Raw genomic sequence first — 23,045 nt, 5'->3', positions numbered from 1 at the left:
TGTTGTGGGGCTCCTCAGTAGCTGCCGGCAGTGGATGCGGGCCCTGGCGGGTTCGCGGCCAGCGGCCCTTTCCTGAAGCGCGCCGCCGCCGCATCCAGCCCGTCGCGCAGCAAGAGCGTGTCCAGCGCCACGGCCACGAACTGCGCGCCCAGCTCCAGGCATTCGCGCGCCCGTGCCTCGTCCACCATCAGGATCCCCGGCGCCTTGCCGCAGGCGCGGATGCGGGCGATGGCCTGGTCGATGGCCCGGTTCACCACAGGGTGGCGCGCCTGGCCCGGATAGCCCAGGCTGGCCGACAGGTCGGCGGGGCCGATGAAGATGCCGTCCACGCCATCGACGGCCGCAATCGCCTCGATCTGCTCCAGCGCCTCGGCCGTCTCCACCTGCACCAGCAGGCACAGCTCGTCGGCCGCACGTGCCACATAGTCGGCCGTGCGCCCGAAGTTGGCCGCGCGAGTGGAACCGCCCATGCCGCGCATGCCCTGGGGGGCATAGCGCATGGCGCGCACGGCATCCCGCGCTTGCTGCGCGTTCTGCACAAAGGGCAGCAGCAGGGACTGGGCGCCCAGATCCAGGTAGCGCTTGATCAGCACCGCATCGTTGCAGGCGGGCCGCACCACGGCATGCACGGGCAGGGCGCCCGGTGCGGGCAGGGCGGCGGCCACGGCCTGCAGCTGGCCCAGCATCGGCGGCACGTCGGTGGGCGTGTGCTCGGTATCGAGCAGCACCCAGTCGTAGCCCGCGCCGCCGATCATCTCGCAGACAAAGGGGGAGGGAATGGTGGACCACAGGCCGATCTGCGGGCGGCCTTCGCGCAGCGCGCGCTTGAACGTATTGGCGGGCAGCATGCTCATGGGGACTCTCCTGAAGCTGTTCACTGGACCTGGATATTTCCCTTGCGCACCACCTCGCTCCAGCGCGCCACCTCGGCGGCGATGAAGCTGGCGGCCTGGGCGGGCGTGCCCGGCGTGGGCTCGTTGCTCATGGCGGTCAGGCGGGCCGCCACCTCGGGTTCGGCCAGGAGGGACTGGCAGGCCTGGTTGAGCCGCTCCACCACATCGGCCGGCATGCCCGGCGGCCCCGCCAGGCTGGTCCATGAATAGTTGACGACCTGCGGCTGGCCGGCCTCGGCCATGGTGGGCACATCGGGCAGGGCCGCCAGGCGCCGCTCGCCTGCCACGGCCAGCGCACGCAGCTTGCCCGCCTGCGCAAAGCCCACGGCCGAGGTGGCGGGCACGAACAGCAGGTCGGCCTGGCCGCCCATCACATCGGTCATGGCGGGCACATCGCCCTTGTAGGGAACGTTGTTGAAGCTCACGCCGGCCGCTTGGCGCAGCAGCTCCGTCGTCACATGGCTGGACGAGCCAATGCCCGTCAGCGCCACATTCACCGTGCCGGGGCTGGCCCGGGCCAGGGCCACCACGTCGGCCACCGAAGCGACCTTCAGCCTGGGCGAGGCCAGCAGCAGCATGGGCACGCGCCCCAGCATGGCAATGTGCGTGAAATCCCGCCGCGCGTCGTACTTCACGTTGGGATTGACCAGCTGGTTGATGGCATGCGTGCCCGGCCCGCCAATCACCAGCGTGTAGCCATCGGCCCGCGCCCGCGCAACGGCCTCGGAGGCCAGCGAGCCATTCACGCCGGGCCGGTTCTCCACCACCACGGGCTGGCCCAGGCGCTGCGACAGGCGCTCTCCCACCAGCCGGCCCACCACATCGGTCTGGCCACCGGGAGGGAAGGGAATCACCAGCGTGATCGGCCTGATGGGCCAGGCAGCCTGGGCCTGGGCGTGTGCCGGGGCCAGCATCGAGGCCGGAGCCAGGGCCGCAGCCAGCAGGCGCGCCATGGCGCTGCGGCGGTTGGAGTGCGAAGGGCGCATGGTGGTCTCCTCTTGAATGATTGCGCAATCATTTCAAGCAAAGGCAGCGCTCTCCATTCGGACGTACGAGGGGAAACAATCAGACCGTGCTGATGGACATCATCGTTAACATGACCACGCAATCATCCTCAAGCCGCCTCTCCATCGCCATTCCAGGCAAAGGCCTCGCATGACCCTCCGCACCCCGCGCAACGCCAATGCGCCCACGCTCAAGGACCTGGCCCGCATTGCCGGCGTGTCGCCCATCACCGCCTCTCGCGCGCTGCACCGGCCTGAACTGGTGGCCGAGGCCACGCGGCTGCGCGTGGCGCAGGCCGTGGAGCAATCGGGCTACGTGCCCAACTCCCTGGCGGGCGGGCTGACCTCGCGCCAGACGCGGCTGGTGGCGGCCATCGTGCCCTCGGTGGGGCACTCGCTGTTTTCCGACATGCTCGATGCGCTCATCCACACCCTGGCCGCGCAGCGCTATGAAACCACGCTGGGCATCTCCAGCTATGACCCGGAGCATGAGGAAACCTGGCTGGCCGCCATGCTCAGCCGCCGCCCGGACGGCATCGTGCTCACCGGCACCGAGCACACGGCCCGCACGCGGCGCCTGCTGGTCAATGCCGACGTGCCCGTGGTCGAACTCTGGGACTACCAGCCCCATCCGCTGGATATGGCGGTCGGCTTCTCGCAGGAAGACGCGGGCCGCGCTGCCTTCCGCCACCTGGCCGCCTGCGGCTACCGGCGCCCGGCCATCCTGCGCGCCGACGACAGCCGCGCCGCCCGCCGTGCCCTGGGCTTCACCCGCGCTGCCGCGGAAGCCGGTGCCCCGGTTCCTGCGCAAATCGTCTTCTCGGAAGCCATCCCCCAATCCGGCCGTGGCCGCGATGCCCTGAACGCCCTGCGCGCCCAGGTACCGGAGGCCGATGCCGTCTTCTGCAGCTCCGATGCGCTGGCGCAAGGCGTGCTCTCCCACGCCCACGCACTGGGCCTGCGCATGCCCGAGGAATTCGGCGTGCTGGGCTTTGGCGACCAGGCCCTGGCGCTGGACGCCTGGCCCGCCCTGTCCACCGTGCGCGTGGACGGCGCCGCCATCGGCCGCCTGGGCGCAGAGGCGCTGATTGCGCGCATGGCCGGTGGCGTGGCGGTGGCCGCGCAGGATATGGGGTTTGAGGTGGTGGGGAGGGGGAGTACGCGTGGGCACCAAGATGCGCGCTGAGCGCCAGCGTGAGGCGATGGCCGGGCAGCGGCAGGAAGACCGGCTTTATCTCAGTATCAGCAAGACGCCGCGCTTGTCCATAACCGGGCCCAGCCCATGCCCAGCAGGCCGGCGCCCAGTACCAGCCAATGCTCGCCGGCAAGGCCGGGCCGGGTCCTGTTCCACTGCCAAGAGCGCGGGCGCCAGGGCGACGGCGGGCCGGCCCGGGCGCCTGCGCCAAAGGTAGGCGTATTACGACGCACAGGAAGGCGTTGGCCCGATGGCTGTACCGAGGGCCACACCGCATCCTGAAGGCGTTACGGACCAAAGCCCCACCATGAACACAGAACTGCTGGACCCCCCACGTACCGAGCTGGCCGCTGGCGCAGGCACGCTTGAGCCTTCTTTCCTGCATGTGCCGCTCTACGAGCGCCTGGCCAACCATCTGCCCACCGAACAGGAGCGCCAGGCTGCTGCGGACTTCCTGCACGGCGTGATCGCCGAGACCTCTGCCGATGCCGATGGCCTGCCGGACAACCCGGAGCACCTGACCGACTGGATGCGTGCCAATGTCGAAAAAGTGCACGCCCAGTACCAGGCCTACCTGGCAGAGCGCAAGGCGGGTGCGGCACGCCGCTACTTCGGCAACCGCGCCCATGCGTTGTACTTCCTGCGCAATGTGGCACCTATCAAGCTGGTGGACGGTTCCTGGCTGTACGGCCTGTGCGCGCATGCGGGCAACTCACGCATGTCGGACCTGGTCACCACCTATGTGGAAGAACTGGGCGACGGCATGGCCGACAAGAACCACGTCAAGCTCTACCGGGAGCTGCTGGCCAGGTATGGCCTTGACCCCGTGGAGGACCTGCCCGACGACCTGTACCGCCAGGGGCTGGTACAGCTGGCGTTGGGCTGGAATGCGCAGCAGTTCCTGCCCGAGATCGTGGGATTCAACCTGGGCTATGAGCAATTGCCGCTGCACCTGCTCATCACCGCCTACGAACTCAATGAACTGGGGATAGATCTCTACTACTTCACGCTGCATGTGACCGTGGACAACGCCGACACCGGCCATGCCCGGCGCGCCTGCATTGCCGCCTGGGAGAACGCGCCGCGCATTGACGATGGCGGCGAATACTGGCGCCGCGTACGCGCTGGTGCCCGGCTGGCAGACACGGGCACCAGCACGCTGGACGTGATCAGGTCCTTCGATATCGAAGCTGAGGTGGTGCGCATCCTGGCGCGCAAATCGCCTTCCGGGCATGGCGCGCACTCGGACTTCTGCAAGGTGGCCGGCCGCAGCGTCAATGACTGGCTGTCCCGTGCGCAGGACATGCCTGCCTTCCTGGGCGCGCTGGAGCAGGCACGCTGGATACAACGCAACCGGCCTGCTGAGGAAAGCCGCTTCTGGCAGCTGCTGCAGGGCGAGCGGGCAGAGATGTTCGGTGTTTTCTCTCCCTATGAGCTGCAAGTCATTCATGACTGGCTGCGTGGGCCGGCCAGTGCGGATGGCGCCTCCTTCGAATCCGTGGCCGAGCCCGGCAAACCGGCGCGGCGCATGAGCTTTCGCGTGGCCGAGCGCCTGCGCACATCCCGTGGTGAGCGGCCGGACCCGGGCCGCAGCGCGCAGGAACTGGACACCGACCTGATGCTCTTCGAGCAGCGCTACCCCACGCTAGATCCAGCGGCCCAGCATGAGTTGCTGGTACAGGCCATGTCACCGGGCCTGCATTGGACGCCCCTGGGCCTGCGCGCCACCCGCCTGTTCCTGGGCCGGTAGGCCATTCGACCCTCTTTACCTAGCCGGGAAAAATCATCGGGTCATTGGGCAAGACGGGCTTGCTCCTTGACCCATTCCCGGCTTTTGCCACGCACACACCATTCTGGGTTTTTGACCCAGTCCATAGAATCTTTATTTGAGTGGCCTTCTAGAATATTACAGTGTGTATATCCAAGTTGGGGCATGGCGTAGTACTGCAAAGGTAGTATTGCAAAAAATCCGACAGCGGCAAAGAATATATTGACGAAAGTGGAAGAGAGGAGAATGCATTCCACCTTTTTAAGTGTTCGCTTTTTGAAAGGAATTGCGTTGGCAATAACTGCCACTATCAATGTCAATGGGATTGCCCAGAAGGAGCCTATCATTGGAGATAGCGGTGTTATTCTAACGACTGGTGAAAGATTAAAGAGATCTAGAGTCTCCGGTATAACAATTTCACGGATAAGGTAAAAATCGATAATAAGCAGCACTATGGCAAAAGGAATAGCCCAAATAATATTTTTTCTGTTCTGCTTGACGCGATCTTGCATTGTGTATTCCTGGCTGCTAATTTTTGCTGCTGTTTCTGCGCGGCAAGACTGCTTGGTCTTTGATCAATAAAATTGAGCCAATTTCGGTAAATATAATAACTGCAGCCGTTGCGTTCAAAAGAGTACGGTTGCCTTATTTCCCCAAACGAGCTTGCTCATTGACCCATTCCCGGCTTTTGCCACGCACACACCAATCTGGATTCCTAACCCAGTCCGTAAAATATATGGTGGGGTGGTCTTTCAAAACGTTGCAGCGGGTATAGCCCATTTTGGGCATAGCATAGTACTGATAAGGCGTAATTGCAAAAAGACAAAAAAACATAATAAAAACTCCTGCGGCTATGGCGGATAAAAAAATACGCGTTGGGATTTTTATGGCTTCTTCCATGCAAGGGATTGCTTTTTGTATTGCAATGATAATTCCTGTGATTGAAATTATTGGCACACACAACGCAATTGGATCAAATGGTGTGATTCTTACTGATGGCGCGAGTTTATTCAAATCATTTACGGTTTCGCATAGAGAATAGAAAATACTCCAAATTGACATTGCTAGAAGCAGTAGAAAAAGTGGAATACTCCATATTAGTGATCTTCTGATTTCGGTTAAATTTCTTTTGTCCATTTCAAGACTAATCAATTTTTGCGATTGATAGGGGATAGTAAATTTTTAGGATGGTTCTGGGGTATTTCTTTAATCTCTGTTGTTTCATGATTGCCACTCAACTGTTCTGTGACGAGAGCGTCAGTATTAACGCGGTATATGCCAGAAGGTGTGCTGTTTGTCAAAATTTTTAATGAAGTAATAACATTTTTCTTTATTTCCCAACTTTTATCGATTCCATTTAAAGCTATCCCGGTAAAAAGTACCATTAAGGCCATGGCACCTAAAGAAAAAACAGCAATAGTGGTTAAGCTTGCGACAAAAATTCCCGTGCCTATACCAACCATCGTCGCCAACCCCGCCTTGACAGCCTCCACTCCAATCCCTCCCACAAGGTCATGCATGGTCTTCTCGTCGTTGAAGATGAAGTCCAATGTCTCCACGCCGATGCCAACGACCAAACTCAAGATGAAGCCCCCTCTGGCAACGCCCTGAAGGCCGCGCATGCCCAGACCCATCTGGACCATGCGGGGATTGGTGGTGAGAAAGCGCGTGCCCTGCAGCAGATTGCCGCGAAACCCGGCTCGGCCCGTGATGATGATATAGGTGCCTTTGGGCGTCGCCTTGACATAGGTGCGCGCACCGGCAAGGCGCAATGCAATCAGCGTTCTGGTGAACAGGTAGGCGTCATTGGCCAGCATGGAGGCGGGGATGGTCCAGGGTTTGCCGGCATTGGGGCTGGCCGTCTGCGTCCAATACTTGCCCAAGGCGCTTTGGGCCAGGATGGCGCGCAGGCTGGCCTCCAGGCGTGGGTCATTGCGCGACCTGTCTTGCAGGACGCCTAGGAACTCTTGCGGCGTGAGTACCACCACGTCCACCTGCTGGCTGTCCATGGCGCGGGTGATCTGCCTGTTGAAGGCCTTTTCATAGCTGATATACGGGCGGGTGAGATCGGTGGATGTTGCCATGGCCTGCAAGCGAATGGTTAATGGAATGAATAAGGAAATGGTGGTTTGCCAAATGCCAGAAAAATCACAAACGCAGGCCTACCCTCGGTCCTGTGAGAAATCAGGTCCGATCAAGGTATGGGAGTGGGAATTGCGCGTTCGCAATCATTCCCAAGGCCAATGTCAATCAATGGCCTGGGAATTCCGTTGTGGGAGTCCGGCTATTTGATTTCTTGGGTATCTGGAAGTCAAGCAGAAAGGCTGGTGGCTGATTATTTTCAGATTATTCCTAGATGCATATATGAGATGCACGCCTTGAGTGCAGTCGATATGGGTCTTGGAATGGGGAAGAGGGCGGTGATAAAGCCTTGCCAGTCAGGGCAGCCATTTGCCCCAGTGGACGCAGGCCACCCGACACCGCCGTGCTGGGGGCCTCTGCGGCCACAGGCACGGCACCGTGGTGATGCGGTCATGAAGACCCGGTACAAGGACACCGCGCGCAGCGGGCTGGCGTTCCATATCATCGAGTGCTGCGCGGGCCTAGCGGCGCAGCCCCAAGGGCAACAGCCGGCCGCCATCATCCAGCCCGGTCACAACCTCGTATATCCATGACAGCCAGTGAAAGATTGAAGGCCTGGGCACGACGCATCAAGCGCGATGGCGTCACCCTGTGGTTTGCCTGCAAGAGCCCGCAGACGCCCTGGTATGCCAAGACCCTGGGCGCTTTTGTGGTCGCCTACGCCCTGAGCCCCATCGACCTGATCCCCGACTTTATCCCCGTGCTGGGCTATGTGGATGACGTCCTGCTGCTGCCCGCGCTGATCTGGCTCACCGTGCGGCTGCTTCCCCCGGCCGTGTTGGCCGACAGCCGCCAGCAGGCCGAGGCCTGGATGCAGGCCCAAGGCCGCAAGCCCCGAAGCCGTGCCGGAGTCGCTCTGGTGGTGGGCGTCTGGCTATGTGTTTGCGTGGGGGCCTTCCTTGTGCTCCGAGGGCGCTGGGGGCTTTGAGCGCGGAGCTTTGCCGGGCTGAGCGGCGGCGGGCGTGCAACACAAGGATGCGGGAGCTGTGCCTGAGCGCTGTATCATCTCGCCCAGGTGCTGAACACACCTTCACAGGCGGTCCCGCCACACTCCCGAAAGCAGTTGGACGTACTCACAGGAGGCCTTATGGCTGCTTTCCTTGCGGGCGTATCAATGCCCGAACCCTCTCCCAATCCTTTGCGTGGTCCCGTGCTTCGAGCACTTGGGCATTCCTTTGCGTCAGCCGCCAAGCGTGCTCATTGAGGAGTTGCCATGCTGTACTTTCAACTTTCCGAGCCCGAGTACAACAGCCTGCGGCGCGTGCAGGATCAGTTGGGGCTGATTTCCAGTTTGATCATTGGCGCCTACCCGGGGCATGCCTTGGAGCCGGTGACTCCTGGGCAATTGCTTGCGTTTATTCAGGCGCAGGAAGAGGCGCTTGAAGGGGTGATGGGGGGAGTTAGTGAGCGCGGGGTGGTGCGGGAGCTGGATTGACTGTGTGCTGCCCTGGGTGGCCACGCATGTAATGCGTGGCCTTTCTGGGTGCTTTTGCGGTTGCTAGCAGGGTTTGGAGCGCGTGGAGAGCTGGGCTATTGAGGACTGCTCTCGGCCAGGAGCTGCCGGTGGCTGCGAGTACAAGCGGGGGCTCAACGTTTAAGCTGAGCCGCGAGTGGGGCTGGGCACGGAAGCCCAGAATGAAATGACGGGCCTGAAGTGACTAGCCGTTGCGAGTCGGCTCGAGCGTAAGGTTAGGCTGCGGTTTTTGATTGTTCATGCGCGCTCCGTAGGACCTGGAGACAGTAGGCACAGAACTGGATACAACCACCGAAGAGCAAACAGAGCAAGGCTACTTTTGCCCCATTCCGGCTACCGACCGACCACCAGGCGAGCAAGGCGACGAGAGCTACTCCCAGTAGGACCGACACTCCTCGCTGAAGGCGAGCAAGCACCCATGGCGCGAAATTCTCGAAGTCGTTGCCTGCGTGCTTGGCCCGCTTCCAACTCGTGCGTGCGAGGAAGAAAAGCGCGCCCAAGGCCAGCAAAAGCGCCAAGAGCAAAGTTGATACGCCGAAAGCGAAGCCAAACACTCGAGCAGGCCACTCAGATGAGCCCGCCCACCATGCGCCGCCGCCGCACCCTGCTCCGATAACAAACCATACGGGAAGGACACGAAACGAAGCGGCGAGATCGCGCGATGTTGAAGTAGTTGTCATGTGGCAAAAGAAGTGGTGAATTCTGCCGCCTAACGTTGACGTTCAGCCGCCGCCGGAGGTGGTCGGCTCGAACGGCGAGTTAGCTGGCATCTCGTTTCCGAAACAACGAAGGGTGATTTGCTCTCGCTTCCTCGACCGCAGCTGATATGGCCGCTAGATTCTCTGTCTCGCAGGCACGAACCAGCATGAACATGGTCCCACGAAGATCATGAACCTCCTCCATAGATGCCTTTTTGGGTTCCGGAAGGTATTCACGATTCCATTCAACACCCCGAAGTGCCTCCCTCGCCCGGGAGGATATCCAGTCGAGTCTTCTCGTTTGTTGGCGTGACGCGTTGGCGATGCGTGCGATGTGGTCGAGGGCGTCACGCAGAAGTGAAATTTCCTGTTCGAGTGCCATGGCTTCCTAAATGACGGCTAACGAATAAGTTAAGCCGACCGCCGAAGGCGGGGCGGCTTGAGCACCGGCTTAGATAGCACTTATTCGGATCCGTCGCCAACGTACTTCCCGTTTGGAGCAAGAATTGGTCGACCACCAACATATGTGCCATCTGGTGCCAAGTGAGGACGACCAGCCACATAAGTGCCATCTGGGGCAAGTCTGGGCCTTCCAGCTACATATTTTCCATTGGGAGTGAGCTGAGGAGGTCCGCCAACATATGTACCGTCTGGAGCGAGTTGAGGATTACCAAAAACGTATGAACCATCAGGTGCCAAGCGCACATTAGCCATTTCTTCTCCTGCTATATCTACCGTAGTGTAGACCGCACCGAGCCGCAGGCCATATCTGGCGCTTGCGGTCTAAATCGGCACGGGAAAAACGCTGCAAAGGGCTTGTAGCCTAGCTTTGTCGCGTGCATTTTATATAAAAAATACAGTAATAAATTTAGCCATGAAACCCGCCGCCCCTCCTGTGTTGCGCGCCACACGGTTGCTGAATCAGGGCGGTGAGCGCATTCGTTCTAAACACTATAGCTTGCGCACGGAGTGGGGCCATGCCATGGGTTCCGCACATCGGTAGATGACGGCTTTGTAGCTTTGCCTTAGCCGGCTGCTCTGGGTCGAAAGCAGGCCATCTCCAAAACTAAACTCCATTCCCAACCATCTCCCGAGTCCCCCGACACCCCGCACCAAACGCCGAACACCCCCAAAACGCCTTCCCAGCCGCAGGCCCTCGCTTGGCAACCCGCTGAACCATGGCTTTCCCGCATTGAGGACAGCCGGGTATTGGGGCGGCAGCCGGTCGCACGGTGTCGAAAGCAGGCTCCGTCTTGACAGGCTCGGCCACAGACACAGGGCTCGCCAAAGCTACAGAAGTCCGGGCCTTGGTTGTTGAAGCCGCTCCTGTCTGGGCCTTTGCCTCCGTCAGCAATTTCATGAGCGCGGCGCCGTCCATGAGGTGGATATTTCTTCCTGCAGCAAATGCTGCAGCTTCCTGAGTGAATCGGCCAGAGGTCACCACAAAGCCGGCAGCAGCCCCATCAGCTGCCATGACGCCATAAAGCTCGCGCACAGTGGCAACGCCTACCTTGAAGGCTTTCCACTGCTTGCATTGCACCAGTGTCTTTTCGCCATCCTTCGAGAGGATCAGGTCCACGCCACCATCAGGCCCGCCGCCACCGGTTTCCTTGACGCCGTAGCCGCGCCGCCGAAATCCCTCACCCACCAGCGTTTCAAACTCTCGCCATGACATGTTGTTCAGCGCATCCGCGCTGGAGCTAGCCGAGGTGGTTTCGAACAACCGGCTTCGGCGGCGCTTGCGCACGGCGGAAATGGCCGCGCCGGCCAGGCAGATGAGGGGCAGGATGTACTGACCACCGGTAGCCAGGCCCTGCCATATGGCCGTGGTGGCCAATTGGCCTATTTGCTGCGGGCTTTGTGCTGCAGGCAGGGGACGGATGGCAATGGAGTGCAGCACCATGTAGCTGGTGAGTGCCAATGCAATGCCGGCCCACCAGGGCAGCAGGGCGACCAGATCCATGAGGTCTTCTGCCGTGCTGGTCTTTCGTTTTCTTGCCACTCCCGCTCCTCCATCGTTCAAATTGCCGAACATTTTGCAACATTTATGGGTGAGGCGAATTCCTGTGCTAATGAGTGCGGTGAAATCAAGAGAAATTGACACTGGTGGTGTCTTCTGGCTGGCGATGAATGTGTGCAATGCGCTATTGATTGCGTAGCAGGTTGCGTATGCCTGGTCTACGAAATTCCTTGCCTTGTCATTTGGGGCAATGGATTGATCGTGCTCATTGCCATGGGTCGCGCAGGGGACAGGCGCCATTGGGTGTGAGAGAGCAGTCCGGCGGCTGTCCTTATCCCCAGTGCTGTATGAATTTGTGTCACTTGTTTGGGGGACATACAGGGCCATGGTGGCTACCTAGCATCCGGTCGACTGGAGCGCAAAAGGAGGGCGGGCGATGACTGCGGTGCGGTCATTTCTTCAACGCCGCCGCTTGTTTGCACACCGATTCGCGGCCGAATCCGGCCTTTCACCATCAGGAGCCTTCGCCATGTCCGACTCTGCAAATTCAACGAATGCCTTCACCCCGTCTGCCGATATCTACAAGGGAATCTCTGTTCTCAGTTCAGAGGACTGGATCGGGCTGACGACGTTCTTTGAGTCTGCAGTCACCGACAACCCGACCACCACGGAGCTGATGCGCGCGATGCTGGGCATGCAGAAGCAGGATGCTTTCAGGCCGGAGTTTTCCGAAGCGGTGGAGCTGTTCGTCACGCTCAAGGGTGTCGGCCAGAAGTTCAAGGCCGATGTGCAGGACAAGATGCTGACCCTTGCCGACGATATCGTTCAGTACAACGATGTGGCGGCAACCACCTATGAGCGGTTGATCGAGCTGGTGGACCGTTTTGATCTGGAGGGAGCGCCCACCCCATCGGCGGAGCCGGCAGTGGAAGCGAAATGGAAGGCCCTGGTCAAGGTTTGGGAAAGCGATACGCCCAGCGGGCGTTCGGAGCAGATCAAGCGCAATTTCAGCAGCGCGCTGGAGCAGTTGATTGAAGACGCCAATGCGCGATCGGTGCGTGCCTTCGCGCTGCAGAACTCCATTCTTGACAACGGCAACGGAATACTGGTGCGCCTGAATGCCTGCAAGACCTCATTCAATGGACAAAAGCAGAAGTTCACGACCACTCTGGGCGCCGAGGGTGCTGCCAACCAGAAGCTGAAGGCCGCCGTGGAGAAGCTGGAGAACGACTTGAAGGCCCTGCGCCGCAAGGAAAAGGATGAAGTCATCGTGCTGTCCACGTCTCCGGCCTATCTGGCGATTCCGCTTTTCGGGCCGCTGATTCTGGCGGGGGTGGATATCGGTGTGGGTGCGGACCTTGCGGCCACGCGCAGGAAGATTGCCGAGAAGGTGGATGAGGTGAGAACCATCCAGGCCACGATGGCCACGAACGAGCGCTTCATCGGCTACTACAACCGAAGCAATGATCGCTTTGACAGCATCAGCAAGAGCATCGAAGACCTGGGTCCCAAGCTCAAGACGCTGGGCGAGGCATGGCGCGCGATTTCTGCCGATCTGGGCAACATACACAAGGTCTTGAGCGCCACCGGACGCAAGTCCCTGCAAGGGGAAAACTGGTTCAGCCTGACGGTGGTGCTGGGCACGGCAAAGAAGGGCTGGGCGCGTGTCGCCGGACAGGCAGACCATTTCCGCCGTTTTGGCGGCACGCCGAAGAAGGCGCAGAGCGTTGACCAACTGGTGGACCTGGCCAGCAAGAAGGCAGCCTGAGCGATCTGCTCCGGCCTTTGTCCAACCGCTGCACAGGTGCAGTGCCTTACCTGGAACCACCCGCCATGACTTCAGCAATGACTCCCGCGCTCACTGCCGAGATGACTCCCATTGAATTGCGAACCCTGATCGATCGCTACCGAGCCGAGGGCCTGGTGCCGCCAGGGCCGCTGGTCTGCAGCGGTGGCCGGGCGCCGGACGGCAGCTTCAATCCCTTCGGCATCGTGGCCGATCTGGTGGTGGACCTGAAGGTGTTGCTGGAAGAGGCCGACGCGGCCGGCCTGCAGGCGCTGGACATCCATGCCGATACCGTGGTGGTGCCCGAGGGGTTCGACAGGCGGCTTGACGGCGCGGTGCGGCGGCTGACGGTGGTTGCCCGCCGCATTGTTTCCGAAGGCACGACGGTGCTGCGCATGCTGCATGACGCGGACAACGAGCTCAGCAGGGTGCGCATTTTCGTGGAAGCCGTGGAGGGCCGGTTCACGCTGTACGGCGGCCCCACGCGCGACACCCCTTATGCGCTGGAGGAGGCCTGGGACACGGTGGCGCGGCCACAGTTCAGCAATTTCCTGTGGCAGGACAACCGGGCTGTGGTGAAGCACACCCCCGTGCCGCCCGGCCTGCTGGAGCATGGCGAGCCGATGCACAGGGTGCTGGCCGCGCTGTTTGCCCTGAGCGCCGGCATGGCGGGCAGGCCCGGCCACAGCGCGGCCGAGCTGGCGTTGTGCCATGGGGCGCTGGCCTGGATCACGCGCTGGTCAGGGGTCGAGTCCGGGTTTGGCGAGTTGATCCAGGCGGCGGGTTCACTGCAGCGTCTGCTGCCGGTCATGGGTGTTGACGGGCTGGCCAAGCCGATTCCTGATCTGAGCGCCGGCAGCTATCTGTCGCTGGCCAAGGCCCGGCAGGAGGTGATGGCGGCCATGGAGGCCCACCTGCGCAGCCTGCGCGCCAGCGGCGAGCTGGCAGGTGCCGTGGGCAGCGTCGCGCAGGCGTTTGCCGACCGGGACACCTTGGACCTCAAGACGCTGGAGGCACGCTGCACCGAGCTGGAGCAGCGGTTGATTCAGCAGATCGAGGCCCTTGACCGCGCCGCACGCACGGTGCGCCAGGAGGAGCTTGAAGCGGAACTTGCCGCCATGCGGCTGAAGCTGGCGAGCGACGTTGCCCAGATCGTGCGCACCGTGAAGATGAGCCTGGAAATCGCCTTTGGCGTCATCGCAGTCGCGGGCAGCGTGGCGGCCCTGTGCGTGGGCGTGCCGCCCGACCCGAAGGCGCTGACCGAGACCGGTCAGAAAGGCGTGCTCGGCCTGAAGGATTTGTACGGGCAGGCCAAGACGCTAGGCGGCAGCATAGACGGCCCGCTCAAGGCGCTGAAGGCCCTGGGCCAGTCGTTTGCCATTCCACTGCAATGGGCCAGGCACAACTCCAGCACGCTCAAGAATCTGGTGGATCCCGCCAAGGGCGCATTGAATGCGGTGCTGCCGGTGATCCGTGGGCCGCTGGGCGGGCTGGATGTCGAGGGGATTTCCCGGGAGCTGGGCGACACCATGCGTGCACTTGCGCTCATGCCGGATGCCAATGAAGCCAAGGCCGCCTGGACGGTGCTGGAAAACGATGCAGTCAACCGGCTGGATCTGGTGCTTGCCACGGAAGGCACCGAGGCGGCCGTGCGCAACGCCGCCAACACCCTCAAGACACAGGTGCAGAAGGTGGCCGTCTATGGCCGCCTGCTGGCAGAGCAAAGCGCATCCAAGAATGCCATTGCCCGTGAGCTTGCCACGCTCAAGCTGGAGTACGTTGCGGTGATCGGCAAGCGCAAGCGCCTGCAGGCGCTGGAGCAGCAGGCGCTGACAGAGCTGGAGCGCAGCGCGCGGCTGCAGGACGAAATCACCCTCAGGGCAGAAAGTGCGCGCCGCGGCTTCTTCGTGGACTGCTTCGGGGTCCGCGCCGCACAGGCCTACGAGACAGGCAAGCAGCCCGGCCAACGTCTGTCGATGCCGGGCACGGCCGCCGCCATGGCAGATGCACACGCCACCCTGCTGGCAGACCACGCCAGCGCGCAGGCGGCCAATGCGAGGGCCAAAGGGGATTTGCGGCGGGAATTGCGGGTCACTGACGTCGCGCTGCTGCAGCAGCTGGCGCATGGGCAGCCCATCAGCCTGTCCATTGCCACCAGCCATCCGGCACTGGCCAGCTACCGCCGCATCCGCCTTTCGTCGGTGCAGGCCTGGCTGGAGTTTGCCGATGCCTCGGCCCAGCGCATCAATATCGACTTGGTGACCGGCAGCGCCTTTCACGACAGCACGGGCAGCGGGGACGAGAGGCTCTTCTGCTCGCCCCTGAAGATCAACTTCACCTACGCCGGCGACCAGATCGAGTTCTCGCAGCATCTGGGAGATGTCTGCCCGACGCCGTTCACGACCTGGCTGATCGAAGTGCTGGAGCCCCGACGGATGCCGGCAGCGCCTCGGGCCCTGCGCCTGTTGATGGCCGGCACTGCCGCCAGATGACCCGGCTTCTGTGGCTGACCGCCGCTGCCACGGCGCTGTGCTGCGGTGGCGCCCTGGCATCAAGCTGCCGCGTCGAAGCCGAGCCCGCGCGTGAGCCAGTCGCACGGCAGGTATGGACCGATATCGCCGAGTTCTCGTTCCTGACCGGGCTTGATCTGGACGATGCCAGCGGCCGCATGACGCTGGTAAGGAGCCTGGAGAGCATGCAGTCGTTCCCTTCGCTGAAGGCGGCATCGGCCGCTTGGGGCACGCTGCGTGCCCGTATCGACGGGCTGGCCGATACGGTGCAAAAGCTGGGGCAGGCCGTCGGGCGTTTGCAGCAGCTGTGCGACCAGCTGGATGCCGTTTCGCTGGCTCCCGACGCACCGCTGGACGAGGCCCGATGGAATGCGGGTTTCGCAGCCGTCGAGACGGAGATGGATGCGGCTATTGCGGCGGCTGCACCCGTCGTGGCGCAGCTGGAAAGTCATGCCACGCTGCTTCGCGTGGCCGCCGCGCACCATGCCAGGCAGCCGCCACCGGCAAACGCGGTGGTCCGCCTTGGGCCCGCGCCGCAGGCGATGGCAACGGAATTCAGCACCCTGGCATTGCGCTGGCGGGCCGTGGCCTCCGACCTTGCAAATGCTCGCCGCATCTTGCCGGTGAGGCCGGTGCGTGGTTCATCCGCGCCCTTGATCGCCATGACGGCCGCCATGCGGGAACTGGAACGGATCTCCGCCGAGGCGCACGCACTCTCGGCCCAGCGGCTCAGCGATGCGGATTTTCGACGCTACGAGACGGGCGACTATCTGTACGACCAATGCCCCATGCTCAAGGACCGCCAATGGGTCGGGCTGCAGAACCTGTATTGGAGCGAAAGGCGCAATGCGGTAGCGCTGCTGCAGGGCACGGGCCTTGTGTCGCCCCCGGGGCTGTACAACGTCGAGCCATGGCAGATTTCCTTCCCGGCCATGATTGTGGGCGCCGACAGATGGAGGTTCCTGCACACCGGCAAGGGCTACTGGCTTGTCCAGAATGCGGCGTTCGGACCGGGCACCATGGCGCTCGATGTCACCAGCGTGGCCGGGAAACCGCATCTTGAACTGAAGATGACGGCGTCAGCGGGAGACTCCCCACGCTTCAGCGGCCAGCAATGGCGCTGTGCGCCCAGCGACCTGCCGGGCCAGTTCCATCTCTACAACCGCTTCCTGTCGGATGCCGTCGTGCTGGACACGGCCAATAACAATGGCATTGCCGTCATGCTGCCGGCCACCAGCCGCTCCTCTGGCCAGTATTGGCGTGTGATCGAGCGGTAAGAGGTGCCAGGGCGCAGGACCCCCTTGATCTCAACCGCACTTGAGGTTGCATGCTCCAGGCTTGTCGTCGCCATGGCACTGCGCCATGGCCGTCGCAGACCCTGCAACCAAGAAGCATCCATGCCCCATCAAGATTCCCTCACGCTGGACGATCAGGTCCGGCCGACGACCGCCGAGAGCTGGTCCATCCTGTCCTCCCCCTACCGCCTGACGACGATCGGCATCGTCTCGCTGGTGGCCTTGATTGCCTTTGAGGCCCTGGCCGTGGCCACCGCCATGCCAGCGGTGGCCCGCGCGCTCGATGGGGTGCCGCTGTATGCGGTTGCCTTTGGCGTGACCCTGGCCACCAGCGTGGTGGGCATGACGGTGGCCGGCGGCTGGTGCGACGCGCGCGGGCCGGCGGCGCCGCTGTGGTCTGGCATGGCGTGTTTTGTGGCGGGGTTGCTGCTGGCGGGCTTTGCGCCTTCCATGCCGGTGTTTCTGGCGGGGCGGCTGGTTCAGGGGCTGGGGGCGGGTGGCATGTCGGTGGCGCTGTACGTGCTGGTGGGCCGGCGGTATCCCGAGGCACTGCGGCGGCGCATTTTTGCGGCGTTTGCCACGGCCTGGGTGGTGCCCGCACTGGTGGGGCCGGCGTTGAGCGGCCTGGTGGTGGAGCACCTGGGCTGGCGCTGGGTGTTCCTGGGCGTGCCCCTGCTGGCCTTGCCTGCCGGGGCGATGCTGCGCCCGGCGCTCCAGGGCCTGGGCGGCCATGGCCGGGGCATGCAGGGCGGCGTGCGGCGCGGGCTGTGGGCCCTGGGCGCGGCCACGGGCATCTGCCTTCTGTATGTGGGCGGGCAAAGGCAATCGGCGGGCGCCTTGGGGGCGGTGGCGGTGGCCGCGGCCCTGTCGCTGGTCTGCACCTGGAAGCTCTTGCCGGCCGGCACGCTGCGCGCCGGGCGCGGGCTGCCCAGCGTGATCGCCTTGCGCGGGCTGGTGTTTGCGGCGTTCTTCGGGGCCGAGGCGTTTCTGCCGCTGGTGCTGGCGCGCGAGCACGGGCTGTCAGCGCCCATGGCGGGGCTGGTGCTGAGCGCGGGCGCGCTGGGCTGGTGTTCCGCTTCCTGGTACCAGGGACACAGCCGCAACGGCTGGAGCCGTCACCGCTTCCTGCGTGTGGGCACCAGCGCGGTGCTGGCGGGCGTGCTGCTGACGGCATCCGTGGCCTGGCCGGCCGTGCCCGTGTGGGTGGCGGTGGCGGGCTGGATCGTGTCGGGGCTGGGCATGGGCCTGCTGTCGGCAAGCCTGTCGGTGCTCACGTTGTCCATGTCCGCGCCCGGCGAGCAGGGCGCCAACAGCTCGGCCCTGCAGCTGTGCGAGGCCATTGCCGTGGCGGCCACCCTGGCCATTGGCGGATCGCTGTTCGCGGCCTTGCTGGAGACTTCGGCCCAGGCGGCCTATCTGGCGAATTTTGGGGTTGCGGCGGGGGCGGCGGTGCTGGCGGCGGTGATCGTGGGGCGAACGGATACGCGGCAGGTGTTTGTGGGATGAGTTGGCAGGAGGCTGATCCAGCCGCAGGCGGGGGTATCCAAAGTCTTTTTAGTGCCTTGGGGTGGGCGGGGCCTGGGCTCGGGTTTGGCGCAGGCACCGCTGCGCGGACGGGGTGCCGATCGCTCACGCGATTGAGCGGCAGAAGGAGCGACAGAGCGGCAGAAGGAGCGACAAACCGTGGGCTATCATCATCCGTCAGGTCCATCCGCGTAACAGCCGTCTGTTGCGCTGGCAGTGCGGCCTGCAACGTCTGGAGAGCGGCTATGACCACCACTACGCACTATGAGAACGCCAATTTTCTGCGTGAACTTGCGGAAAACCTGCCACGTATCCTCCCCTCCAGTGGCTCCGACAAGATGGAGCTGCTGCAGCGCCTGGCGGATGAGGAACTGGCCCAGGCGGAATATGACGATTGGGTGCGCGCGAAGGTGGCAGTCGCCCGTTCGGACAATCAGACCGGGATGAGTACGGATCAGGTGCGGCAACTCCTGCAGGATCGTGCCGAGGAGTTGCGTGGTGGCGCATAGGGTCGACTGGCGTCCGCCTGCAATTGAGGATATGCGGGCGCTTTTTGAATATTTGCTCGAGCATGCTTCGCTGTGGGACGCGGAGAACGTCACGGAGCAAGTGCTGCGCTCCACAGACCGCCTTGCCGAGTTTCCGCGTTTGTATGAAGCTGATCCGCGCTATGGCGATGGTGTCCGCCGCGTCAGTGTTGCCGGTCAGAACCTTTTGTATGAAGTGGATGACCAGGCGCAAACTGTAAATATCCTCGCCGTAGTTGGGCAACGCCAGCAACCTCGGCTGAAGAAGTGCTGATCGCCTGAACGGGGTCGGCAATGCACCCGGCCGACTGGATGCCGCATCCGTCCGTCCTGTCTGTTCACCGAAATTTGAAGATGGCTTTGTTCGTGTCGAATAGGAAGGAATGCCCGGGACAGGGTCGTCGATTCTGTCTCTGTAGGACGTGCGCGCAGGGGCTGGCGCGCCCCGGGACCACGCCTTGCCCTGTGGCGCATGTGCTGTGATGGCGGCTTGTCCAACCAACGCACAGGAGAAACACATGTCCGAGAAAACCGCTTCCGTCCATTGGGAAGGTGCAGGCAAGACCGGCCAGGGCCGCATCAGCACGGAGACCGGCGCGCTCAAGGACCATCCCTACGGGTTTGGCAGCCGCTTCGGGGATGACCGCAAGGGAACGAATCCCGAGGAGATCGTGGGCGCCGCGCATGCGGCGTGTTTCACGATGGCCTTTGCCTTTGCCTGCGAGAAGGCGGGCATCGCCACCGAGATGCTGGACACCACGGCCAAGGTCCGGCTTGCCAAGGATGGCGAGGGCTTCAAGATCGACCGCATCGCGCTCACGCTGCAGGCCAAGGTGCCCGGTATCGACGATGCGCAGTTCCAGAAGATCGCCCAGGAGGCCAAGTCCCAGTGCCCGCTGTCCAAGGCACTGGCAGGCGTGCCCGAGGTGACCCTGGTGGCCACGCTGCTGCATTGAGTCCGCACAGGCGCTTGTGCCGGGAGGTGGGGCGGGGCAGGTGAAGCACTCTGGCTTGCCGAGTGCTCAATCCTGGGCTGTGAAGCCTTTGCCGCAATCGCCGCAGATCAGGTTCAGCCCCGGCTTGCCCCAGACATTGACAGGCGCCGCGCAACCGCCGCACCGGTACTTGACGCGCAGGGACTTGTTGACGGGCTGCACGGTGGTCTCGCCGGTGGTGGAGCCCGGCACAGCCACCGAGGTGCCCACGGGCCGCACGGCTTCGGCCAGGGCGGGCACGGATGACATGGGCGGCTGGGTGCCCTGCATGCCCTGGAGCTGCGTGGCCATGCTCCACTGGCCCGTGACCACATGCTCGATGGCCGGGAAGCGGTCGTACCAGCTCAGCTGGAAGCGCGTGGTCAGCAAGGCATCGCAGGCCGCCAGGAAGGGGCCGCCCGCCATGGCGTAGTCGGCCATCATGTCGCCCGTGCGCCGCCCGCCGGGCCGGCCTGTGGACGAGGGCATGAGGCCCAGCGATTCCAGCTTGTCCGCCCATTCCTCGTTGTGATAGCGCGCACGGCCCGGCTTGCCGAAGTGGTGCTGCCACAGGTGCGTCATCTCATGCACCAGGGTCTGCAGCGTCTCGATGATGGGCACCGCCGCGAAGTAGGCGGGGTTGAGCGCAATCTCGTCGGTGGTGCTGCCGTCCAGCGAGGCAAAGCGCGCGGCAGAGAAATAACCGCAGGTGCGTTTCTCGCGCTGCAGCGTGATCAGGCAGTGGGGCAGGGCATCGTCAAAAAGGCGCTGGTTGAAGTGCTCGTAGGCCTGCTGCAGTTCGGAATAGGTTTCGCGCGTGGGTGCGGAGCGGACGGGGGCGGCGGGCATTAATGGATTGTGCAATACAACCGTGTGAACATTGCCCCAAATCGACGTGGCAAGACCGGTATCGAAATTCAGAGCTGTCTGATTGAAAATAGCTATAAAGAATCAATAATTCATTTCCATGAAATTTATTGATCGACAGGGTGCCAGTTGCCATATACCGGGACTGCTGTACGACGGAGTACTTTCAGCTGAGGACTGGCAGTCTGCGCTGGACGCCATGCGGCAGGCGCTGGGCGCGTCCGTTTTCCATTTCTTCACGCTGGGCACCACTGGTGGCGGGGTGATCGAGAGCGTGCACAACCACGACCTGGCGGGCATCGATGCCGATAAATTGCGTGAATACGAAACCCACTACGTTGGCGAGGACCTGCGCATGTCCGTCGTGACGAGCCTGCCCCAGGGCCAGTTCATGCTCGACCATGAGCACTTCAGCGCATGGGAGATGTCGCGCAATGCGGTCTACGTCGATGTGCTGGCGCCCCACGGACTTCGCAACACGCTGGGTGTCAAGGTGCGCGACGAGGGGGGGACGCAGGACTTCCTGGGTTTCATGCGTCCCACGGATCGTGGAACCTATGGCGCACAGGAGCGGGTCTTCATGCAGCAGTGGATGCCCGATCTGGCGCGTGCCGCCCGCCTGCGCATGCACATGGGAGGACTGGCGCGGCAGGCGGCTTTGGGACTCACCGCCCTGGGCAACTTGCCACAAGGCATCGCACTTGTGGATTCAAATTGCCGCATCCACTACTGCAACCCCTCGGCCGACTGCCTGCTGGCAGCTTTTTGCGAAGCCTTGTCTGTGCGCCACGGCCTGCTGCGCTGCGTTGACGGGCAGGCCCAGGCGCAACTGCTGCGTCTTGTGGCCCAGGCTTGCGGCCATCATGCACAGGGCCTGGCCGGGGCTCTGTGCCTGACGGCAGGCTCTGCGTTGCGGTTGATGGTGACGGTCCTGCCGCTCAAGCCCAGCCATGCCGCTGCGTTCCGCCAGCGGCCCATGGCTTTGCTGGTAATGGTGGAAGCCGGTACGCCATTTTCTGGCCCGAGTCCCGGACTCGTGCAGGAGGCGCTGGGTTTGTCGCCCTCGGAAGCGCGTCTGGCGGTGCTGCTTGCCACGGGCAGGACCGTCAAGGACTACGCCCGGATAGAGGGGTGCAGCTGGCATACGGCGCGCACCCACATGAAGAACCTGATGAGCAAGACAGGTTGCCACCGGCAGGTGGAATTGGTGGGGCTGCTGCAATCCCTGCAGCCGAGGTGAGTCCATGCAACAACGCATTGATGCCATCGCCGGTCAGCTGTATGAGGGGGTGCTCGCTCCCCAGGCTTGGAGCGAGGCGCTCGCGGGAATGTGCGCGCAATTGCAGGCGGGCGTCTTTCACTATTTCACGCTGAATGCTGGCGAGGCAGCCGTTCCGCAAAGCGCAAGCAATCTGGAAAGCTTCGGTTTGCATCACGGCTTGATGCAGGAGTACGAGACACACCACGCGCGCAACGACCTGCGGATGGCAACCGTGCAGCGGCTGCCCGTGGCCCAGGTCATGCTGGACCATGAGCACATCAGTGCCAGGCAGGCGTCACAGAACAGCGTCTATACGGATTGGCTGGTTCCGCTGGGACTGCGGCATACCGCCGCTGCCGCCGTTCGCGTGGAAGGCAATGCGCGTGATTTCATCAGTTTCATGCGCCCCAGGGATGCCGGCGTCTATGGTGCACAGGACAAGGCATTCCTAGAGCATTTGATGCCGCACATCGAGCGGGCCGGCCGCTTGCGCGCGCGCATGGGCCAGCTATGCGGCCAGGCAGCATTGGGACTCGCGGCACTGGATGCGCTGGCGCAGGCACTGCTCGTCGTGGATGCTCGGTGCCGGCTGCAGCATTCCAATCCGGCGGCAGAGCGCCTGCTCGCAACATTCGGCACGTTGCAATGTGTGCACGGCGGGCTGCGATGCACATCGGGCGAGGCGCATGCACGCTTGCAGAGCTTGGTCTCCGCCGCTTGCGCCAATCCCGCAAAGGCGGCTGCCTTGGAGCTCCAAGGCAGCCGGCCCAGCCAGTCCCGGCTCAGGCTGACCGCGTTGCCTCTGGCGGCCAACCATGCGTTTGCCGCGCCGTGGCAACAGCCCCTGGCCCTGATCTTTCTGACGTTGCCCGGCTCCATGGTTTTGCAGAATCAAGGCCTGGTGGGCGAGATGCTGGGCTTGTCACCCAGCGAGACCCGCCTGCTGTTGCTTCTGGCAGGCGGAAAGACCGTGAAGGACTATGCCTTGATGGAAGGATGCAGTTGGCATACGGCGCGCACCCACATGAAGAACCTGATGCGCAAGACGGGCTGCCATCGGCAGGTGGAATTGGTGCAACTGCTGCAGGGGTGGGGAATGGTGTGAACAGTCCCTGCCCATCGCGCAGCGCCTTGCGGGCTGGGCGATGGATTGGGCGCTGGTCACGC

Annotated in this window: 20 protein-coding genes; 13 read left to right on the top strand and 7 right to left on the bottom strand. The window is 62.9% G+C overall.

Translation table 11 applies throughout. From position 1 onward, the window contains the following. Nucleotides 1-14 precede the first annotated feature (14 nt). Together ACF8O7_RS22540 and ACF8O7_RS22535 are read right to left on the bottom strand one after the other, a co-directional pair. On the bottom strand, nt 15-854 hold the full coding sequence (locus ACF8O7_RS22540; RefSeq protein WP_392444346.1) for an HpcH/HpaI aldolase/citrate lyase family protein: 840 nt from the start codon (nt 852-854) through the stop codon (nt 15-17). A gap of 20 nt (nt 855-874) precedes the next feature. Next, a complete protein-coding gene (locus ACF8O7_RS22535; protein WP_392444345.1) occupies nt 875-1,879 on the bottom strand; it encodes a Bug family tripartite tricarboxylate transporter substrate binding protein in 1,005 nt (334 codons plus the stop codon). A 169-nt stretch (nt 1,880-2,048) separates the two neighbouring features. On the opposite strand from ACF8O7_RS22535, the gene ACF8O7_RS22530 reads away from it, so the two are divergent. Beyond that, nucleotides 2,049-3,083: a LacI family DNA-binding transcriptional regulator gene (locus ACF8O7_RS22530; protein ID WP_392444343.1), complete on the top strand. Its 1,035-nt coding sequence runs from the start codon at nt 2,049-2,051 to the stop codon at nt 3,081-3,083. Between the two features lie 316 nt (nt 3,084-3,399). Then, nucleotides 3,400-4,842, top strand: coding sequence for an iron-containing redox enzyme family protein (locus tag ACF8O7_RS22525; protein WP_392444342.1), 1,443 nt, complete (start codon nt 3,400-3,402; stop codon nt 4,840-4,842). A 41-nt stretch (nt 4,843-4,883) separates the two neighbouring features. Here the strand turns inward: ACF8O7_RS22525 and ACF8O7_RS22520 are convergent, their stop codons facing one another. From ACF8O7_RS22520 to ACF8O7_RS22510, 3 genes are all read right to left on the bottom strand, one after another. After that, nucleotides 4,884-5,372, bottom strand: coding sequence for a hypothetical protein (locus tag ACF8O7_RS22520; protein ID WP_392444340.1), 489 nt, complete (start codon nt 5,370-5,372; stop codon nt 4,884-4,886). 133 nt (nt 5,373-5,505) lie between these two features. Then, nucleotides 5,506-5,997 carry a hypothetical protein gene (locus ACF8O7_RS22515; RefSeq protein ID WP_392444339.1) on the bottom strand — a complete coding sequence of 164 codons (492 nt, stop codon included), beginning with the start codon at nt 5,995-5,997 and terminating at the stop codon, nt 5,506-5,508. An 11-nt stretch (nt 5,998-6,008) separates the two neighbouring features. Continuing rightward, entirely contained in the window at nt 6,009-6,944 is a 936-nt protein-coding gene (locus ACF8O7_RS22510) for a hypothetical protein (RefSeq protein WP_392444337.1), read from the bottom strand. A gap of 587 nt (nt 6,945-7,531) precedes the next feature. Between ACF8O7_RS22510 and ACF8O7_RS22505 the strand changes: the two genes are divergently transcribed. Both ACF8O7_RS22505 and ACF8O7_RS22500 read left to right on the top strand, forming a co-directional pair. Further along, nucleotides 7,532-7,930: a YkvA family protein gene (locus ACF8O7_RS22505; protein WP_392444335.1), complete on the top strand. Its 399-nt coding sequence runs from the start codon at nt 7,532-7,534 to the stop codon at nt 7,928-7,930. A gap of 285 nt (nt 7,931-8,215) precedes the next feature. Next, nucleotides 8,216-8,437 (top strand): hypothetical protein, encoded by a 222-nt coding sequence (locus ACF8O7_RS22500; RefSeq protein ID WP_392444333.1) that lies wholly within the window; start codon nt 8,216-8,218, stop codon nt 8,435-8,437. A 1,803-nt stretch (nt 8,438-10,240) separates the two neighbouring features. On the opposite strand, the gene ACF8O7_RS22495 is transcribed toward ACF8O7_RS22500, so the two are convergent. Next, nucleotides 10,241-11,176 carry a restriction endonuclease gene (locus ACF8O7_RS22495; protein WP_392444512.1) on the bottom strand — a complete coding sequence of 312 codons (936 nt, stop codon included), beginning with the start codon at nt 11,174-11,176 and terminating at the stop codon, nt 10,241-10,243. Between the two features lie 487 nt (nt 11,177-11,663). Between ACF8O7_RS22495 and ACF8O7_RS22490 the strand changes: the two genes are divergently transcribed. From ACF8O7_RS22490 to ACF8O7_RS22460, 7 genes are all read left to right on the top strand, one after another. Next, complete coding sequence (locus ACF8O7_RS22490) at nt 11,664-12,902, top strand: alpha-xenorhabdolysin family binary toxin subunit A (RefSeq protein ID WP_392444332.1); 1,239 nt, start codon at nt 11,664-11,666, stop codon at nt 12,900-12,902. 65 nt (nt 12,903-12,967) lie between these two features. Next, nucleotides 12,968-15,412 (top strand): hypothetical protein, encoded by a 2,445-nt coding sequence (locus ACF8O7_RS22485; RefSeq protein WP_392444330.1) that lies wholly within the window; start codon nt 12,968-12,970, stop codon nt 15,410-15,412. Further along, nucleotides 15,409-16,707 (top strand): RICIN domain-containing protein, encoded by a 1,299-nt coding sequence (locus tag ACF8O7_RS22480; protein WP_392444329.1) that lies wholly within the window; start codon nt 15,409-15,411, stop codon nt 16,705-16,707. The genes ACF8O7_RS22485 and ACF8O7_RS22480 overlap by 4 nt, the downstream gene beginning before the upstream one ends. 120 nt (nt 16,708-16,827) lie before the next feature. Next, nucleotides 16,828-18,231 carry an MFS transporter gene (locus ACF8O7_RS22475; protein WP_392418534.1) on the top strand — a complete coding sequence of 468 codons (1,404 nt, stop codon included), beginning with the start codon at nt 16,828-16,830 and terminating at the stop codon, nt 18,229-18,231. A gap of 263 nt (nt 18,232-18,494) precedes the next feature. Further along, on the top strand, nt 18,495-18,758 hold the full coding sequence (locus ACF8O7_RS22470) for a plasmid stabilization protein (protein ID WP_392444327.1): 264 nt from the start codon (nt 18,495-18,497) through the stop codon (nt 18,756-18,758). Then, entirely contained in the window at nt 18,748-19,050 is a 303-nt protein-coding gene (locus ACF8O7_RS22465) for a type II toxin-antitoxin system RelE/ParE family toxin (protein WP_209669145.1), read from the top strand. The genes ACF8O7_RS22470 and ACF8O7_RS22465 overlap by 11 nt, the downstream gene beginning before the upstream one ends. A gap of 244 nt (nt 19,051-19,294) precedes the next feature. Then, nucleotides 19,295-19,732 (top strand): OsmC family protein, encoded by a 438-nt coding sequence (locus ACF8O7_RS22460; protein ID WP_016447025.1) that lies wholly within the window; start codon nt 19,295-19,297, stop codon nt 19,730-19,732. 66 nt (nt 19,733-19,798) lie between these two features. On the opposite strand, the gene ACF8O7_RS22455 is transcribed toward ACF8O7_RS22460, so the two are convergent. Continuing rightward, nucleotides 19,799-20,599: a SprT-like domain-containing protein gene (locus ACF8O7_RS22455; protein WP_016447024.1), complete on the bottom strand. Its 801-nt coding sequence runs from the start codon at nt 20,597-20,599 to the stop codon at nt 19,799-19,801. Nucleotides 20,600-20,816: 217 nt separating this feature from the next. Between ACF8O7_RS22455 and ACF8O7_RS22450 the strand changes: the two genes are divergently transcribed. Further along, nucleotides 20,817-21,857: a helix-turn-helix transcriptional regulator gene (locus ACF8O7_RS22450; RefSeq protein WP_392444325.1), complete on the top strand. Its 1,041-nt coding sequence runs from the start codon at nt 20,817-20,819 to the stop codon at nt 21,855-21,857. A gap of 4 nt (nt 21,858-21,861) precedes the next feature. Then, nucleotides 21,862-22,983 (top strand): helix-turn-helix transcriptional regulator, encoded by a 1,122-nt coding sequence (locus ACF8O7_RS22445; RefSeq protein ID WP_392444323.1) that lies wholly within the window; start codon nt 21,862-21,864, stop codon nt 22,981-22,983. The last annotated feature ends 62 nt before the right edge of the window (nt 22,984-23,045 follow it).

The sequence above is a fragment of the Delftia sp. WSY_16 genome, from assembly GCF_043104415.1.
In the GTDB taxonomy this organism is placed as follows: Bacteria; Pseudomonadota; Gammaproteobacteria; order Burkholderiales; family Burkholderiaceae_C; genus Comamonas; species Comamonas tsuruhatensis.
Note: the sequence above shows the minus strand (reverse complement) of the source record. Positions and strands in the feature narration are given on the sequence as shown.

Bases quoted from the DNA above. Each gene is read 5' to 3' on its own strand.
- ACF8O7_RS22540 (WP_392444346.1), bottom strand. From the start codon at position 854: ATGAGCATGCTGCCCGCCAATACGTTCAAGCGCGCGCTGCGCGAAGGC.
- ACF8O7_RS22535 (WP_392444345.1), bottom strand. From the start codon at position 1,879: ATGCGCCCTTCGCACTCCAACCGCCGCAGCGCCATGGCGCGCCTGCTG.
- ACF8O7_RS22530 (WP_392444343.1), top strand. From the start codon at position 2,049: ATGACCCTCCGCACCCCGCGCAACGCCAATGCGCCCACGCTCAAGGAC.
- ACF8O7_RS22525 (WP_392444342.1), top strand. From the start codon at position 3,400: ATGAACACAGAACTGCTGGACCCCCCACGTACCGAGCTGGCCGCTGGC.
- ACF8O7_RS22520 (WP_392444340.1), bottom strand. From the start codon at position 5,372: ATGCAAGATCGCGTCAAGCAGAACAGAAAAAATATTATTTGGGCTATT.
- ACF8O7_RS22515 (WP_392444339.1), bottom strand. From the start codon at position 5,997: ATGGACAAAAGAAATTTAACCGAAATCAGAAGATCACTAATATGGAGT.
- ACF8O7_RS22510 (WP_392444337.1), bottom strand. From the start codon at position 6,944: ATGGCAACATCCACCGATCTCACCCGCCCGTATATCAGCTATGAAAAG.
- ACF8O7_RS22505 (WP_392444335.1), top strand. From the start codon at position 7,532: ATGACAGCCAGTGAAAGATTGAAGGCCTGGGCACGACGCATCAAGCGC.
- ACF8O7_RS22500 (WP_392444333.1), top strand. From the start codon at position 8,216: ATGCTGTACTTTCAACTTTCCGAGCCCGAGTACAACAGCCTGCGGCGC.
- ACF8O7_RS22490 (WP_392444332.1), top strand. From the start codon at position 11,664: ATGTCCGACTCTGCAAATTCAACGAATGCCTTCACCCCGTCTGCCGAT.
- ACF8O7_RS22485 (WP_392444330.1), top strand. From the start codon at position 12,968: ATGACTTCAGCAATGACTCCCGCGCTCACTGCCGAGATGACTCCCATT.
- ACF8O7_RS22480 (WP_392444329.1), top strand. From the start codon at position 15,409: ATGACCCGGCTTCTGTGGCTGACCGCCGCTGCCACGGCGCTGTGCTGC.
- ACF8O7_RS22475 (WP_392418534.1), top strand. From the start codon at position 16,828: ATGCCCCATCAAGATTCCCTCACGCTGGACGATCAGGTCCGGCCGACG.
- ACF8O7_RS22470 (WP_392444327.1), top strand. From the start codon at position 18,495: ATGACCACCACTACGCACTATGAGAACGCCAATTTTCTGCGTGAACTT.
- ACF8O7_RS22460 (WP_016447025.1), top strand. From the start codon at position 19,295: ATGTCCGAGAAAACCGCTTCCGTCCATTGGGAAGGTGCAGGCAAGACC.
- ACF8O7_RS22455 (WP_016447024.1), bottom strand. From the start codon at position 20,599: ATGCCCGCCGCCCCCGTCCGCTCCGCACCCACGCGCGAAACCTATTCC.
- ACF8O7_RS22450 (WP_392444325.1), top strand. From the start codon at position 20,817: ATGCGGCAGGCGCTGGGCGCGTCCGTTTTCCATTTCTTCACGCTGGGC.
- ACF8O7_RS22445 (WP_392444323.1), top strand. From the start codon at position 21,862: ATGCAACAACGCATTGATGCCATCGCCGGTCAGCTGTATGAGGGGGTG.